15 protein-coding genes and 2 tRNA genes are annotated in these 15,529 nt (G+C 70.3%); 9 read left to right on the top strand and 8 right to left on the bottom strand.

Annotated features, from left to right (window positions below):
- Window positions 1–6: 6 nt before the first annotated feature.
- The 3 genes from HEB94_RS40095 to HEB94_RS40085 all read right to left on the bottom strand — a co-directional run bounded on the left by HEB94_RS40095 (window position 7) and on the right by HEB94_RS40085 (window position 3,386).
- Entirely contained in the window at window positions 7–1,332 is a 1,326-nt protein-coding gene (locus HEB94_RS40095) for a CocE/NonD family hydrolase (RefSeq protein WP_192754671.1), read from the bottom strand.
- Between the two features lie 380 nt (window positions 1,333–1,712).
- Window positions 1,713–2,702 carry an SDR family oxidoreductase gene (locus HEB94_RS40090; RefSeq protein ID WP_192754670.1) on the bottom strand — a complete coding sequence of 330 codons (990 nt, stop codon included), beginning with the start codon at window positions 2,700–2,702 and terminating at the stop codon, window positions 1,713–1,715.
- A 162-nt stretch (window positions 2,703–2,864) separates the two neighbouring features.
- The gene (locus HEB94_RS40085) at window positions 2,865–3,386 is read right to left on the bottom strand and encodes a DinB family protein (RefSeq protein ID WP_192754669.1); all 522 of its coding nucleotides are present in this window, start codon (window positions 3,384–3,386) and stop codon (window positions 2,865–2,867) included.
- A 72-nt stretch (window positions 3,387–3,458) separates the two neighbouring features.
- On the opposite strand from HEB94_RS40085, the gene HEB94_RS40080 reads away from it, so the two are divergent.
- Entirely contained in the window at window positions 3,459–3,818 is a 360-nt protein-coding gene (locus HEB94_RS40080) for a GNAT family N-acetyltransferase (protein ID WP_192754668.1), read from the top strand.
- Here the strand turns inward: HEB94_RS40080 and HEB94_RS40075 are convergent.
- Window positions 3,801–4,370 carry an ATP-binding protein gene (locus HEB94_RS40075; protein ID WP_192754667.1) on the bottom strand — a complete coding sequence of 190 codons (570 nt, stop codon included), beginning with the start codon at window positions 4,368–4,370 and terminating at the stop codon, window positions 3,801–3,803. The two genes, HEB94_RS40080 and HEB94_RS40075, sit on opposite strands and share 18 nt — an antisense overlap.
- A 109-nt stretch (window positions 4,371–4,479) precedes the next feature.
- Between HEB94_RS40075 and HEB94_RS53010 the strand changes: the two genes are divergently transcribed.
- Entirely contained in the window at window positions 4,480–4,602 is a 123-nt protein-coding gene (locus tag HEB94_RS53010) for a hypothetical protein (protein WP_273377206.1), read from the top strand.
- Window positions 4,603–4,668: 66 nt separating this feature from the next.
- Complete coding sequence (locus HEB94_RS40070) at window positions 4,669–4,962, top strand: hypothetical protein (RefSeq protein WP_192754666.1); 294 nt, start codon at window positions 4,669–4,671, stop codon at window positions 4,960–4,962.
- Between the two features lie 123 nt (window positions 4,963–5,085).
- On the opposite strand, the gene HEB94_RS40065 is transcribed toward HEB94_RS40070, so the two are convergent.
- Both HEB94_RS40065 and HEB94_RS40060 read right to left on the bottom strand, forming a co-directional pair.
- Window positions 5,086–6,417: a serine hydrolase gene (locus HEB94_RS40065; protein WP_192754665.1), complete on the bottom strand. Its 1,332-nt coding sequence runs from the start codon at window positions 6,415–6,417 to the stop codon at window positions 5,086–5,088.
- Between the two features lie 544 nt (window positions 6,418–6,961).
- A tRNA-Gly gene (locus HEB94_RS40060) sits at window positions 6,962–7,035 on the bottom strand.
- Between the two features lie 203 nt (window positions 7,036–7,238).
- Here HEB94_RS40060 and HEB94_RS40055 point away from each other — a divergent pair.
- Together HEB94_RS40055 and tig are read left to right on the top strand one after the other, a co-directional pair.
- Window positions 7,239–7,315: transfer RNA gene (locus tag HEB94_RS40055), tRNA-Pro, on the top strand.
- Window positions 7,316–7,494: 179 nt separating this feature from the next.
- Window positions 7,495–8,925, top strand: a complete 1,431-nt coding sequence (gene tig, locus HEB94_RS40050) for a trigger factor (protein WP_192754664.1) — start codon at window positions 7,495–7,497, stop codon at window positions 8,923–8,925.
- Between the two features lie 149 nt (window positions 8,926–9,074).
- On the opposite strand, the gene HEB94_RS40045 is transcribed toward tig, so the two are convergent.
- Both HEB94_RS40045 and HEB94_RS40040 read right to left on the bottom strand, forming a co-directional pair.
- A complete protein-coding gene (locus HEB94_RS40045) occupies window positions 9,075–10,379 on the bottom strand; it encodes an MFS transporter (RefSeq protein ID WP_202896799.1) in 1,305 nt (434 codons plus the stop codon).
- Entirely contained in the window at window positions 10,376–11,092 is a 717-nt protein-coding gene (locus HEB94_RS40040; RefSeq protein WP_192754663.1) for an ArsR/SmtB family transcription factor, read from the bottom strand. Before HEB94_RS40040 ends, HEB94_RS40045 begins: the two co-directional genes overlap by 4 nt.
- A gap of 221 nt (window positions 11,093–11,313) precedes the next feature.
- On the opposite strand from HEB94_RS40040, the gene HEB94_RS40035 reads away from it, so the two are divergent.
- From HEB94_RS40035 to HEB94_RS40020, 4 genes are all read left to right on the top strand, one after another.
- Window positions 11,314–11,928: an ATP-dependent Clp protease proteolytic subunit gene (locus HEB94_RS40035; protein ID WP_192754662.1), complete on the top strand. Its 615-nt coding sequence runs from the start codon at window positions 11,314–11,316 to the stop codon at window positions 11,926–11,928.
- 29 nt (window positions 11,929–11,957) lie between these two features.
- Entirely contained in the window at window positions 11,958–12,650 is a 693-nt protein-coding gene (locus tag HEB94_RS40030; protein ID WP_238361751.1) for an ATP-dependent Clp protease proteolytic subunit, read from the top strand.
- A 339-nt stretch (window positions 12,651–12,989) separates the two neighbouring features.
- Window positions 12,990–14,288, top strand: coding sequence for an ATP-dependent Clp protease ATP-binding subunit ClpX (gene clpX, locus HEB94_RS40025; RefSeq protein WP_192754661.1), 1,299 nt, complete (start codon window positions 12,990–12,992; stop codon window positions 14,286–14,288).
- Between the two features lies 1 nt (window position 14,289).
- Complete coding sequence (locus HEB94_RS40020) at window positions 14,290–15,513, top strand: sialidase family protein (protein ID WP_192754660.1); 1,224 nt, start codon at window positions 14,290–14,292, stop codon at window positions 15,511–15,513.
- Window positions 15,514–15,529: the final 16 nt, after the last annotated feature.

Genomic DNA, 15,529 nt, shown 5'->3' with positions numbered 1-15,529 from the left:
GTGCTGTCAAGAACGCATTGGCACCTGGCGAGGCTTGAGTGTCGTACGCAGGAACGACGTGACCTGGTCCTCCCAGGCCGCGATCCGCATCGCGTAGGCCTGCAGGTGTGGGGTGTCGGGCAGCTTCCACAGCGCCACGGTCTTGGGTGACGTACGCCGGTACAGCTGGCCCACGCGTATCTCGCCACGGTTCGCGATCAACAGCAGCTTCTTCGGTTCCATCGCGGCGATCGACCTGCGCAGGCTCGGCGGGGGAAGGGAGTGGCGCAGAACGCCGGCGCCGGCGAACTCGATCGAGTCGCTGACCCGCTGCAGCCAACCAGACGGCGTGTCCGGGAGGCGCAGAGTGTCCCCGAAGGACCTGCGGCCGACGCCCTCGGCCACGACGGATCGGATCCGACCGTCCCGCGCCCCCGCCGTGATCGCCCCCTCACCACCGCGGCCGAGGCCGATCACGGCGATCTTGGAGCGACGCACGTCGTAGTGGTTCGCGAGGAAGTTGATCGCCGCGTTGATGTCGCGTTCACAGCCCCAACCGAGGTCGTTCGCGTCGCCCTCGCTCATGCCGTTGCCACGCGGGTCGAAGAGCAGGACGCCGTATCCGTGCTTGGCCAGCAGGACCGCCTGGGGGAGCACGCTGGAGCGGGTCGTTCCGGCGTCGGGGACCAGGGCGACCGCCGCGGAGTTGCGCGACGGTATGTACCACCCGCGTAGTAGCACCCCGTCGGTGGTCCGAAGCTCCACGTTGTCGTACGGGTACCCCTTGTCGCCCGGAGTGAGCCGGTCCAGATGGGTGGGCGGGGGATTGGTGACCGCGACGGCGGCGACCAGCGGCGGCAGCAGGATCAGCGCGGCCGCGAGCGATCCCACGAGAACGCCGACGCGCCGCCAGCGCCGCACGGTGCGGGCGAGTGCGAGCGGACCCGTGACCAGCAACGAGACGCCGACCACGACCAGGACGGCTCCGGCGGCGGAACGCAGGGACAGGCCGTCGGCCGCGGCGTGCGGCACCCCGATGCCGAAGCCCGCGAGGGCGCCGACCGCGCCGACGCCGATCGCGAGTACGGAACGCCGGCGCAGGCTGGCGCGACCTTCGATCCGCAGGACGACGAACGTCACGGCGGCGAGCGCCAGCATCCGGAAGATGCAGCCGAGCACCGTGCCACCGGGTGCGATGACGACCGCGAGCGCGACCGCGGTGACCTTGGTGGCCGAGCGCAGCATCCGGAGTGGACGGCGCGGTTTCCGCCAGACCGGCCGATGTCCGATCCGCCGGGTCAGTCGACGGAGGACTGGGCTCCGCTTGGGGCGTTCAGGTGCCACGACCGCCACGACCGGCCTCCTTGCGCCACGCTGTCGGAGTCGACGGCACCCACCGGCGGGGCCAGCACGGACTCTGTGGGGCGAAGCCTGAGTCCGGGCGTGCCCTGGTCAGTCGTGACCGAACCGTCCCCCCACGGCGGTCGCGCACCTGAGTCGCCGATGGGTGCCATCCCTCACGATGCGGTCTGGCCCCCCTACCGACGTAGGGGACAAAGGACGGGCGGGGGACCTGCCGGTCCTGACCCGGGGGTGACGACGGTCACAACCTGCGGGTCACCCCCGAAGGAGGTGGCGCGACGCCCGGCGCTCTGCCCGATGGCTGGGGTCCAGGCATGAAGCGGCGCCGGCCCCACAGATGTGGGACCGGCGCCGGCGCGCTCGTCGAGGGCCTAGGCCTTCGCGGCGGCGATGAGCTTGTCGAACAGCGCGTTCAGCCCGTCGTCGACCTTCTGTCGCTCCGGGTGCGCGTCGTACCACTCGACGATCTCGCGAGCACCGTCGGAGAACGGGATGGTCGCCACGTAGTCGGGCACCAGCGTCTTGACCTTGGTGTTGTCGAAGATCACCGAGTGTGCCTTGTCGCCGAGCAGCGCGCCCTCGAGCTTGGGCTCGGCGGCTACGATCGTCTCCGAGGCCACGTGGACCAGCTTGGCCTCGACTCCGAGGGCGGTGGCGAGAGCGCCGTAGATCTGGTTCCACGTGAGGGACTCGTCGGAAGTGATGTGGAAGCTGTCTCCGACCGCTGCCGGCAGGCCGAGCAGCCCCACGAACGCCTTCGCGAAGTCGACGTGGTGGGTCAGGGCCCAGATCGAGGTGCCGTCACCGTGAACGACGACCTCCTGTCCGCGGCGCATCCGGTCGAGGTCGGTCCAGTGACCGGTGGTCGGGATCGCCGTCCGGTCGTAGGTGTGGGAGGGGCGGACGATGGTGGCCGGGAAGCCGCTGTCGCGGTAGGCCTTCGTCAGAAGGTCCTCGCAGGCGATCTTGTTGCGGGAGTACTCCCAGCGTGGGTTTCGCAGCGGGCTCGACTCCACGATCGGAAGCCGGGCCGGCGGCGTCTGGTAGGCCGACGCCGAGCTGATGAAGACGTACTGCCCGGTGCGGCCGGCGAAGAGGTCGATGTCGGCCTGCACCTGGTCGGGCGTGAACGCCACGAAGTCGACCACCACGTCGAAGTCGCGGTCGCCGAGTGCGGCGCGGGCGGAGCCGGGTTCGCGGATGTCACCCTGGAGCACCTCGGCGCCCTCGGGGATCGGGCGGATCGACGTCGTACCACGGTTGAGGATGGTGAGATCGATGCCAGCCTCGACGGCGCGCGCGCCACAGGCCGAGCTGATGATGCCCGTCCCGCCGATGAACAAGACCTTGAGCGAAGTCATGCGGTCGGTTGCTCCCTTTGCTCGCTGGACCCCGAAGACGGGCCTTCCGGCCCATCCTTCCACCGGCCGCCGACCCACGACGCGGACCTTTCCGGTGACGGCCGTCGCCGGACGCTCACCGGTGCTGGTTCGGCGCCGACACGGTCCTGCTCGGGGTCGCGCTCAGGCGCCGACGGTGCCGTCGACACCCTCGCGCAGGAAGTCGGCGTGCCCGTTGTGCCGCGCGTACTCCAGGAGCACGTGCACCATCACCATGCGCAATGACACGTCCTCGCCCCACCTGGGCTGGTGGCCGATGACGTCGAGGGACTCTGCCTCGCGTTCGATCCGCCGGGAGTGCTCGACCTCTGCCTGCCAGGCGTCGAACGCCTCGGACCTGCTGGACGCGCTCGCGTCGTATGCCACCTGGAAGTCGCCCTCGTTCGACCACACCAGCGGCAGGTCCCTCTCGCCGTTGATCGCCCGGCGGAACCACGTGCGCTCCACCTCGGCCATGTGGCGTACGAGGCCGAGCAGCGAGAGCGTCGACGGCGGCATCGACTTCTCGCGAAGTTGCTCGTCGGAGAGCCCGTCGCACTTCATGGCGAGGGTCGCGCGGTGGTAGTCGAGGAAGCCACGCAGCATCTCGCGTTCGTCCCCGATGATCGGCGGAGGAATTCGTTCGGTGGCCGCGTCGGAGTCCATGGGGCGATGATGGCAGCCGCCGTGACGGCGAACGGGCAGGGGCCGTTGCGACCCGGGCAGGGGGAGCTGTGAGTGACGTCGTGGTGCGGACCGAGCGCCTCGCGCTGCGGATCCTGGACACCGAGGACGCGACCGTCCTCGCCGTCCCGGCCGAGTGGGTTCTGGCGTGAGGCCAAGGGGATCACCCTGGGCTACGCCATCGTCGCGAGCGCGCGGGGACGCGGGTACGCCACCGAGGCGGCGGGAGCGGTTCTGGGCTGGGCGGAGAGCCGGCAGATCCCTGTGTACGCGAGCGTTCGGCCGCCGAATCCCGCCTCCGAGCGCGTCCTGCGCAAGATCGGCATGGAACTCGACGATCACTACTGGGACGAGGACGGTGAGCGGCTCGTCTACCGTCGCTCGCCCAACCCGAGGTCAGCCGGCCGAACGTGAGACCGGGAGCCAGCGCTCCTCGGCGTTGGAGATCACGAGGCGGGCCACCTCCGCGATGTCACGCTCGTCCGTGTCGACCCAGAAGTCCGCACCGTCGTGACGCCCGAGCTCATCGCGGAGGTAAATCGCCCGCTGAGCGAGCTTCTCCACGTCGTCCCCGTGCTCGCGACCGCGCCCGACGATCCGGCTGCGGAGCACGTCCTCACGCGCGGTGAGTCGGCACAGGACCGGCACCGCGCCTGGAACCGCGTCGGCGTACGCGCGGAGGATCGCGCCGTTCTCGATCACGCCCGCCGCGATTAGTCGCCGGACCCCGGAGGCATGGAAGTTTCGCCACATCGCGCCGAGGTTGGTGGCCTTGAGGCGCTCGTTGAACGGGTCGTCCTCGGGGACCGGCCAGGAGGCTCCCAGCAGGTCGAGGTCGACGAGGGCGGGTCGATCGCCCCGACGTACGAGCTCGTCGAAGATCTCCCACGAGACGGCCGTCTTCCCCACACCGGGCGGGCCGGACACGAATAGGAACGGCACGACGGCGTCGGTGGGCTCGGACATGGCGGCAAGCGTAGGGACCCGTACCGCCCCAGCACAAAGGAGAACCACCTGGCGCCGCGACGCTCGGAATCCCTTGTGGGCTTCGCGGCGCTGCCCCTACGGTCGCGCCATGAGCTATCCCGGATGCAAGCCGTACCGACGCACGCCCGCGCAGCGGGCGGATCAGCGTCTGGCCTGGGAACGCCCCGACGAAGCGTTCTTCGCCTCAGGCGCGTGTCACATCCTGGCCTAGACCTTCCAGGAGGTCTACCCGGACTCGGGTCACGAGACCTTCGCGCTGCGCTCCAAGGGCGGGCAGGTGCCGTGGCACGTGTACGTGTGCGACGGCACCTGGGCGTTCGACTTCGCCGGCTGGACTCGCGAGGACGATTTGCTCGCCGTCACCCGTGAGCAGAGCGGCGACATCGAGTCCGTTCTCGTCACCTCCGACCTGACGACCTTCTGTGAGAACAACGACCACCGGCGTCCCGACCAGTTCTGGGCCGACCCCCGCCCACGTGCCCGCGAGTACCTCACGCGCTTCGACGGGCCAGGATCACCCCGCGGCGACCAAGGGGCCGCGAGTGTGATCGGGAGGTCGGGGATCGGCTGAGTGCCCTGGTCCAGGTGCGCCTCCCGCGGGGGGAGCGAGTGCGCTGAGGAAGGTGCGCCGGACGGCCTGCACGACGGGTGCCTCCGCGCGGAGGGCGAAGCGCTCGCCCTCCGCGCGGGCCGCTCAGGCGATCGGGAGGGCCAACCGCTCGTTGACGGGCTCGACCAGGACCTGCCGGTTGGTGAGGACGACCCAGGTCTGGCCACCGCCGGGACCGACCAGCCCTGGTCTGATGATCAGGGACGCTGAGAAGCCGGGGCCGGCGCCGGGGTGCCCGGCGATGTCCTTGGGCAGGTTGAGCATCCAGCCGAGGCCCGCCTGGCCACCTGGGCCGTCGTTCCGCTCGGCCCGCGGCGCGAGCGCCTCGCGGGTGAGCGCGTCGGGCAGCAGCGAGGACCACCCGAGACCGAGGCGGACGAGATCAGCCGCCGTGGTCCACAGGCCACCCGCCGCGGGCAGACTGAACACCTGCGCCGGCACGGGTTCGAAGGAGCCCTCGTCGGACAGGCGGTGTCCGGTGCCCACCTCGGCCGCGGGCGGGCTCGTGGGGAACGCGGACCCGGCCATGCCGAGCGGGTCGAGGACCATCCGCGCGACGGCCCGCGGGTAGGGCATCCCGGTGACGTCGGCGATGAGTTGGCCGAGCACGCCGTACCCGCCGTGGCCGTAGACGAACGTGCCCCGCTCCCCGCCGCATGCGGCGACCGGCCCGACGACCGAGACCAGGTCGGGGACGCGGTCGGCGAACATCGACGCGGGGTTGTCGACGCCGCCGGTATGGGACAGGAGCTCCCGTACGGTGACGGCGTCGTCGGCGAGCCGGACGGTGCGCAGGTACGCGTTCGCGGGCTCGTCGAGACGCACGCGGCCGTCAGCGACCAGCCGCAGGACGGCGACCGCGGTGACCAGCTTGGTGATCGAGTACGCGGGAAAGCGGTGCTCGGGCAGCAGCACCTCATCCTGATCCAGGCTCGCCCAGCCCCGTGCGGTCACCCACACCGAGCCGTCACCGCTCGCGCCGGCCACGACGAGGCCGACCAGGCCCAGCTCGGCGAAGGAGTCCGCGGCCACCGCGGCTGCCTCCTGCGGCACCGCACCGGAGGTACGCGTCGCCGGTGCCGCCACGCGCGGGTCCGTGACCCTCGTCTCCAGCGGATACAACCGCAGCGTGCTCAGCCGGTACGGCGGGTCGGCCTCGGTCGCCGCCTCGACCCGCAGGTCGGCGACCCTCGCGCGAAGGAGCGGCGGCTCGGCCCGCACGTCGGCGAGGTCCGCGCGCAGTCGTTGGGCCACCGAGCCGAGCAGGCCGGTCAGCGTCTCCGGCGGCACGAGGCTCAGGTAGTGATCACCGAAGTGGTGGCGCAGCTCCTCCTCGTCGGGGGCCGCCCATCCCGGGGTGTCGGCCGTCGCGAAGCGGGACAGGACCCACCGCACCTGCGTGAGGGCGTGGCTCACCGGTCCCGCGGCCTCGACGTGTTCCTTGAGTGCGGCCCAGCTCGACAGCCCGTGCTCGCGGGCGATGGTCAGCTGGGCCTGGTGAAGCGTTGCGAACTCCCCGGCGGCGAGGCGCCGTTTGGCCTCGAGCTTGAGGTAGCGGAGGCTGGGCCGGTCGGGAGCGGGCGTGGCTGAAGAGACAAGGCAGTCCTTCCTCGGCGCCCGAGGGTCCGCGACAACGGGCTGGAAAGACCTGCCAGTGATCTCTTGTGTGCAACCGATGAGCTTGCAGCTCTGCCCGCGGACCCAGAGGCGGCCGGAAACCGCCAGCCAGAATCGTATCGGCCCACCCCGGGGACCGCGAGGCTGATTTCTCCGACCGGGGGGTCGGATCGGTTGGGCGCCCGGGGCTCCGGTGCACGTCCCGAGGGGTGGGACCGAACGCGCCGAGGAATCTTCCGCGACTTGTCCGGGGAGGGCCCGCTCGTCCCACGAGTGGGGTCGTGAGACAGAAGAGGGGTGTCACCCGGTGTGGGTGGCACCCCTTCTGACCTGCGGTGGAGCGTGGAGCGGGTGACGGGAATCGAACCCGCATGACCAGCTTGGAAGGCTGGAGCTCTGCCATTGAGCTACACCCGCGTGATGCCGGTCCATGATCCCATGACCCCGCATCGACCGGCTCGGTGCCTCACCCAGTGTGGTCCGTGGACTAAACTCCGGGCCGGCGCCGCTCGCAAGCGTAGTGCCAGCCGACTCTGGTCCGCTCGGGGTGGGTGCAACATGTCACGTTCTCATCCGGTCCCGGCCCGTCCTGGGTCGTGAACGGCTGGGAGTCGTGGTGCCGGGGAGTGGCGCAGCTTGGCAGCGCGTCGGCTTTGGGTGCCGAAGGCCGGGGGTTCAAATCCCCCCTCCCCGACCACCGGCGTACGACGTGGCCCGCGGGCATGCTCACCGTGGGCCACGGGCGCGCCGGCTGCTGGCGTACACTTCCACGCGCGTCGGGATTCGCGATGAGTGACCATCCCGAGGTGCCGTGCCTGCGAGCGCCGTCCGGCGCATTCGGGCGTTCCATGCCGCATCCGGAGGAGATTCACGATCGTGAAGAGCGCCGTCGAGACCTTGAGCCCCACCCGGGTTCGGCTGACCGTCGAGGTGCCCTTCGAGGAGCTCAGGACGAACCTCGACACCGCCTACCGTGAGATCGCCCGGCAGGTGACGATTCCCGGCTTCCGTAAGGGCAAGATCCCCCCGCAGATCATCGACCAGCGGGTGGGCCGCGGTGTCGTTCTGGAGCAGGCCGTCAACGAGGCCATCCCGCAGCTCTACGTGAGCGCGCTCCAGGAGAACGACGTCGAGCCGCTCGGCCAGCCCGAGGTCGACGTCACCAACTTCGCCGACGGGGCGGAGCTGACCTTCACCGCCGAGGTCGACGTACGCCCTGACCTGGAGCTCCCGGACTACGCCGGGCTCGAGGTGAGCGTCTCCGACGGCGACGTGAGCGACGAGGACGTCGAGGAGCAGCTGACCGGGCTGCGGGAGCGGTTCGGGTCCCTCAGCACCGTGGAGCGCGCCGGTGAGGAGGGCGACTACCTCACCATCGACCTGGCGGCCAGCAAGGACGGCGAGCCGATCGAGGACGCCCAGGCGACCGGGCTGAGCTACCGGATCGGCAGCGAGTCGATGCTCGAGGGCCTCGACGAGGCCGTGCGCGGCAAGTCGGCCGGGGAGTCGGCGACGTTCGTGAGCCAGCTCGCCTCCGGCGACTACGTCGGCCAGGACGTCGACGTGACGGTGACGGTCGAGAGCGTCAAGGAGCAGCAGCTGCCTGAGCTCGACGACGACTTCGCCCAGCTCGCCAGCGAGTTCGACACGCTGGACGAGCTCCGCGCCGACCTGCGGGAGCGGCTGGCCCGCAGCAAGCGGCTGCAGCAGGCCCAGGAGGCGCGCGACGCCGTACTCGCCAAGCTCGTCGAGCTCGTCGAGATTCCGGTTCCCGAGGGCGCCGTCACCAACGAGGTCGAGGCGCGCCGCGACGCGATCCGCCACCAGCTCTCGCACATGGGCATCACCGAGGAGCAGTACCTCCTGGGCGAGAAGCAGTCGGAGGAGGAGTTCGTCGCCGACCTCGACACGCGGGCCCGCGAGGCGCTGATGTCGCAGTTCGTGCTCGACGAGGTGGCCGACAAGGAAGAGACGGCCGTCAGCGAGCCGGAGCTCACCCAGGCGCTGCTCCAGCGCGCGCAGGCCGCGGGTGTGAGCCCGGACGAATACATCCAGCAGGTCGTCCAGGCCAACTACGTGCCGACCCTCGTGCGGGAGGTCCGCCGCGGCAAGGCGCTCGCCACCGTGGTCGAGAAGGCCGTCGTCACCGACGCCTCCGGTCGCACCGTCGACCTGGATCGGCTGCAGCCCGACGGCACTCTGGCGCCGGAGGACTCCGAGGAGGCCGAGGCGGTCGAAGGCGCCGAGAGCGCGCCCGAGGCGGCCGAGGAGAAGTCGGAGTCCCAGGAGGGCGACGACAAGTCCTGAGCGTGTCTCACTGTCCGGGCCGGCCGCTGCGCAAGCGACCGGCCCGGACGCCGTCTGGGCACCGGTGTCGTCCGGGCCGGTGTCGGTTCGGCGCCGGTGTCGGTTGGGCGCAACGACCACCGGACAGCGCGCCGGGTGCGGGAACGTGGTCAGGGAGAGGTTTCCACCCGCTCGACCGGGCGCCGGCGGAGCCGGTCCATGTCCTTCCACTCCGGCCGCAGCCCCGGCAGTGTCGTCGTGACCAGGTAGACGGCACCGAACGCCAGCAGGACGGGTGACATGCCCACCACACCGATGAGCGCGCCGCCGACGAGGCCGCCCAGGGGAATCCCGGCCCAGGCGACCGAGTCGCCCAGCGCGTTGACCCGGCCGAGGAGACGGCGCGGGATGCGTTCGAGGACGACCGCTCCGATGATCGGGTTGAGGAACCCGGAGCCGAAGCCGGCGACCGCGAAGACCGCCAGGACGAGCCAGAGCGGGGCATCGAGGGCCAGCACCACGAACCTCGGCGCGCCGGCCACCAGGAAGCCCAGCAGGAACGTCGTACGGCGCGGCAGCCGGTGGGCCAGGCCCGCGGCGAGCAGGCTCCCGCCGACGGCCAGCGCGCTCATCACCGCGGCGATCAGCCCGATCGCCGCCGGTCCACGGCCGGACTCCCGGGCCCACACCGGCAGCAGCACGGAGGCCATCGCCGCGTCGAGCAGGTTGGTGACAGCCACCATGCCGATGATCGAACGGAGCAAGCGCTCTCCGCGCAGATAGTCGAAGCCTTCGCGGAGCTGGTGGAGGTAACCTCCGGCGCTCTCCTCCTCGTCCGGCGCGGCGCGGCCGCCAGGCACGGTGCCCGCGATGATCCCGGCGGCGAGGACGAAGGACACGGCGTCGAGGATCAGTGCCGTCAGCGGACCCAACAGCGCCACGATCGCGCCGGCCGCCGCCGGGCCGATCGTCGAGGCGAGCCGCTCGATCGTCCCGGACAGGCCGGTGGCCCGCTCGATGGGGACCTGGGCGGCCGCCACGACGTCCGGGATGAGCACCTCCTTCGCCGAGTCGCCCGGTCCGCGGACGGCGCCCAGCACGGCGATGAGGGCCAGCAACACGCCGAAGGGAAGGGCGTCGAGCGCGTGCAGCAGCGGAACCGCCGCGACGAGGACGGCGCTCACGAGGTCGCTGCCGATGTTGACCCGCCGGGCACCGATCCGATCGACGAGCGGACCGGTGAGAGCCTTCACGACGACGTACGGCGCCATCTCCGCGAACGCCACCATCCCGGTCGCGGTGGCGCTGCCCGTGCTGACCAGCACGAACCACGGCAGCGCGATGGCGGAGATCCGGGTGCCGGTGAGGGAGACCGCCTGGGCGGTCAGCAGCCCGACGAGCCCACGTCGGGATCGGGTCGGCCCCGCGGGCGGCCCGTCGGGGGAGCGGTCGGTCGGCGTCCTCTCGGCGTTCACGATGTCTCCCCGGGGCCGTCGGTCGCCTCGACGCCGAGCGCGCCGGGCAGCGGGAACGCCTGGAACTGGAACGCGACCGGTGCGGTGCCCTCCGGGGCCGCCGCCTCCGGGTCGATGCGCCGATAGCGCCGCAGGACCCCGCTGACGTCCTCGATCAGCTGCTCCAGCTCGGCCGGGGTCAGGCGGAACACGTAGTCGCTGAGGGTGCTGGCTTCCTGCCAGGCGTCCGGGAGGGTCGACATCTCGGCTACGGCGTTCAGCATCTGGTCGGCGTAGAGCCGGGCCACCGTGCGCAGGTAGGCCTCGCCGAGCTCACGCGAGTCGCCGCCCACGGCGTTGGGGTCGTACCACGTGGTCCGGTGGGCGGCGCGCCACCATCGGTCCCGGCCGGTGCCGAGGTCGGGGGCCTCGACGACGAACCCGTGGAGGGCGAGCTGGCGGAGGTGGTAGCTCGTGGCGCCGCTGTTGAGCCCGAGTCGGGCGGCCAGCCGGGTGGCGGTGGCGGGTCCCTCGGCGCGGAGCAGCCCGACGATCTTGAGCCGGACCGGGTGAGCGAGACCACGCAGGGAGCGGGCGTCGAGGGTGATGTCGTGGACCGGATCGAGGTCCGGCGGGGGTTCGGCCGCTGCGGTGGACCGGGTCGGATCGGACGACGGGGGCAGGGCCGGATCGGTCGACACCGCGGAAAGGGACGGATCGGACGGCTCGGGCATGCCCGACATCGTAGGATCGCAAAGGACTATTTGCAAAGGTCTCTTTGCGGTTTTCTCGGCAGTCCGGGTCCGCTCTGCGCCGTGAGCGAACACCGGGCGCTCGCCGTCGGTAAGTGCTCAGGCGTTGGCTAGGGTCGGTGACAGGTTCCATGGCGTACGCGGCCCGCGTGACGGGCCGTCGTGCGCCACCGACACGAGTCACGAGGACGTAGGCGGAGGACGTGAACAGATACGCGCAGGAGGCGCAGGGCCAGAACGGCCAGGGCGGCCTCGATGACCACATCTACCAGCGGCTACTCAAGGAACGGATCATCTTCCTCGGCTCCGAGGTCCGTGACCAGAACGCCAACGCGATCTGCGCCCAGATGCTCGTGCTCAACGCCGAGGATCCCGAGAAGGACATCTGGCTCTACATCAACAGCCCGGGCGGATCCGTCGACTCCGGGCTCGCGATCTACGACACGATGCAGTTCATCTCCAACAACGTCGCGACCGTCGCGATGGGGCTCGCGGCCTCGATGGGGCAGTTCCTCCTGGCGGCCGGGACGAAGGGCAAGCGATACGCCCTCCCGCACTCGCGGATCATGATGCACCAGCTGTCGGGCGGCCTTGGAGGCTCGGCGTCCGACATCAAGATTCAGGCCCAGCAGAGCCTGCACCTGAAGAAGCAGTTGCAGGAGCTCACCGCCCTCCACACCGGGCAGACGGTCGAGCAGATCGAGCTGGACGCCGACCGCGACCGCTGGTTCACCGCCGAGCAGGCGCGTGAATACGGCTTCATCGACCACGTCGTGAAGTACGCCGGCGAAGTCGCCTCCGTCGGCCCCGTCTCCTGACCCGGTAGCTCCCTGGAGGACGAAGCACCATGCCGATCATTCCCCCGCCTGCGCCCACGTCGGGTCTGGTCACCCCACCCGGGCTCGCGACCCCGACCGAGCGGCTGCCCCGCGCGGACTACTTCATCCCGCGCTGGGAGGAGCGGACGCCCTACGGCTACCGCCAGATCGACCCCTACGCGAAGCTGTTCGAGGACCGCATCATCTTCCTCGGCACCCCGATCAGCGACGACATCGCCAACGCGGTGATGGCGCAGCTGCTGTGCCTCGAGTCGATGGACCCCGACCGTGAGGTGCAGATCTACATCAACAGCCCTGGTGGATCCATCACCGCGCTGACGGCGATCTACGACACGATGCGCTACATCACCCCTGACGTCCACACGGTCTGCCTCGGGCAGGCCGCGTCGGCGGCGGCGGTGCTGCTGGCGGCCGGCGCGACAGGCAAGCGTTCGGCGCTGCCGCACAGCCGGATCGTCATCCACCAGCCCTACACCGAGGGCGGCTACGGCCAGGCCAGTGACATCGAGATCCAGGCCAACGAGATCCTGCGCATGCGCAACATGCTCGAGCAGATGATCTCGGAGAACACCGGCCGGCCAATCGAGGAGGTCGCCCGCGACATCGAGCGCGACAAGTACCTCAGCGCCGAGCAGGCGGTCGAGTACGGCCTGATCGACGAGGTGCTGGCGAGCCGCAAGAAGAGCCTGGTCGACGTCTGAGACGCCGGCCACAGGCCTGGTGAGGGGGATCCGTGGTCCCGGGACGGCGCGGTGCCGATCCGGGATCGCGGGAACCCACCCAACGCCGGGCGAACCAGGACGCATGCGGAAGGCGGGCGTTGTCAAGAGTTCCCGATTTCGCCGGGGGCGTACACAACGCGCGGTTGAACACGACCGTTCGCGCCCAGAACGGGGTACCGTCGTTCTCTGTACTCTCAGATGCGCGGCTGCGGGCCCACAAGGCCGGGCGGCGACGAGGAAGGCTAACCCGCCCGGGTCCGAGGCAGGTTCGACGAACGCTCGAGCATCGGGCGGAGCAACCTAAGGAGACGTTCCGGAGTGGCACGCATCGGTGATGGCGGCGACCTGTTGAAGTGCTCGTTCTGTGGGAAGAGCCAGAAGCAGGTCAAAAAACTCATTGCAGGTCCGGGCGTCTACATCTGTGACGAGTGCATCGACCTCTGCAACGAGATCATCGAGGAGGAGCTGAGCGAGTCCTCTGAGGTGGGTTTGGCGGAGTTGCCGAAGCCGCGGGAGATCTTTGAGTTTTTGGATCAGTACGTGGTGGGGCAGGATCCGGCGAAGAAGGCGTTGTCGGTGGCGGTGTACAACCACTACAAGCGGGTGCAGGCGGGGTTGTCGGGCGCGGGCCGTCATGCCAAGGACGAGCCGGTGGAGTTGGCGAAGTCCAACATCTTGTTGATCGGGCCGACCGGGTGTGGCAAGACCTACCTGGCGCAGACGCTGGCGAAGATGTTGAACGTGCCGTTCGCGATCGCGGACGCCACCGCGTTGACCGAGGCGGGCTACGTCGGTGAGGACGTGGAGAACATCCTGCTGAAGCTGATCCAGGCGGCCGACTACGACGTGAAGAAGGCCGAGACCGGGATCATCTACATCGACGAAGTAGACAAGATCGCCCGCAAGAGTGAGAACCCCTCCATCACCCGTGACGTCTCCGGTGAGGGAGTGCAGCAGGCGTTGTTGAAGATCCTGGAAGGCACCACCGCCTCCGTGCCACCCCAGGGCGGGCGTAAGCACCCCCACCAGGAGTTCATCCAGATCGACACCACCAACGTGTTGTTCATCGTCGGTGGCGCCTTCGCCGGGCTGGAACGCATCATCGAACAACGCATCGGGAAGAAGGGCGTCGGCTTCGGCGCCAGCGTGCGCACCCGGGAGGACCGGGAGAAGGAACACACCTTCGCCGACGTGATGCCCGAGGACCTCCTGAAGTTCGGGCTGATCCCGGAGTTCGTCGGCCGCCTCCCGGTCATCGCGACCGTGCAACCCCTGGACCGGCCCTCCCTGATGCGGATCCTGTCCGAACCCCGCAACGCCCTGATCAAGCAGTACCAGAAACTGTTCGAGATCGACGGGGTCGAACTGGAGTTCAGCGAGGACGCCGTCGAAGCCATCGCCGAACAAGCACTCCTACGAGGCACCGGCGCCCGCGCCACCCGCGCCATCATCGAAGAAGTCCTCCTCAACGTCATGTACGAGGTCCCCAGCCGCGACGACGTAGCCCGCGTCATCGTCACCCGCGAAGTCGTCCTCGACAACGTCAACCCCACCCTCATCCCCCGCGAACAACCCGGCCGCAAGCGTTCGAACGAACGCCGCGAGAAGTCGGCCTGAGGTGCTGGCCCGTCTCGCACGGGTCGGCATGGCAGCGGCGCTGGCTGGTCTCGCGCTGATCCCCGCCACGGCGGCGGCAGCGTCGACGGCCGCCGCGCACGCGCGGCCGACCCGTCCCCCGACGACCACGGTGGGGAGCCGCCCCGCGGCGGACAGCCAGAGCGGCCCGTCGGTCGACGCGGCCCCGGTCGCCACCCCGGCCGGTTTCAGTCCGACCTCCACCTCCTGGCCGACGCCCCTGCAGGGCTGGGTACTCGGTTTCGCTCCCTGCGCCTCCGGCGAGTGCGCCGTGCTGATGCGAACCCTCGACGGTGGCGACACCTGGACCCAGGTGCCGGCGCCCCCGGTGCGGACGTCGCCGAGCCACGACCAGGTACGCGTGCTCTTCGCGGAGCGCAAGGACGTCCTGCACCCGCGCACGGTCGGGCTGGTGACCAACGGCCTGGTGCTCTACGCGACCTACGACGGTGGGGCGACCTGGCGAAGCGAGTCACTCGCCGGCGGCCGCAGGCCGGTCTTCGTCGGCGCCCTCGGCGCGACCGACCAGGATGCCTACGCGATCATCGCCTCGGGCTTCGGCGTCGACAAGCGGACCGACGTCTACCGCACGCCGATCGGTGAGCGCCGGTGGGCCAGCGTGCCCGGTCTCACCATCGCCGACAACGGCGGTGGGGCCTCGGCCAGTGGCGAACTCGGCGTACGGCGGTCAGCCGCGGCGGTCAGCCTCGGACCGGTGTACGCGCCGACGCGATACTGGACCACCCCGGACGGCCGCACCTGGCGCTCGAGCACTCCGCCCTGCCAGCAGGACGCGTCCACCCAACTGGGGGAGACGGCGCCGGGCCAGGTCCTCGCGCTCTGCAGCTTCAATCCCGGCCGCGGTCGGGTGACCAAACAGGTGCGCACGTCGCTGTCCGGCGCCCCCTTCCAGACCGTCGGTACGGCTCCGGACACGGGGATCACCACCGCCTTCACCGCCAGCTCCGGCGGCACTCTCGCGGTGGGCGCGACCGGTGGCGACGAAAGCTTCGTCCACATGAGCTTCGACGGTGGTCACACCTGGGAGACCACGCTCGCCGTCCCCGAGCGTGGACCTGTCTTCGACCTGGCGTTCAGCGACCCCCAGCACGGCACCCTCGTCTGCGGCTACCCCGACCTGCACACCTCCGAGCTCTACCGGACCAGCGACGGCGGGCACACCTGGGAGCCCTTCACCACCGGGTGAGCCGGGCGCGGTGCCG

The organism is Actinopolymorpha pittospori (genome assembly GCF_014873875.1).
In the GTDB taxonomy this organism is placed as follows: domain Bacteria; phylum Actinomycetota; class Actinomycetes; order Propionibacteriales; family Actinopolymorphaceae; genus Actinopolymorpha; species Actinopolymorpha pittospori.
The sequence above is the reverse complement of the archived record's forward strand: the minus strand, read 5'-3'. Positions and strand labels throughout refer to the sequence as shown.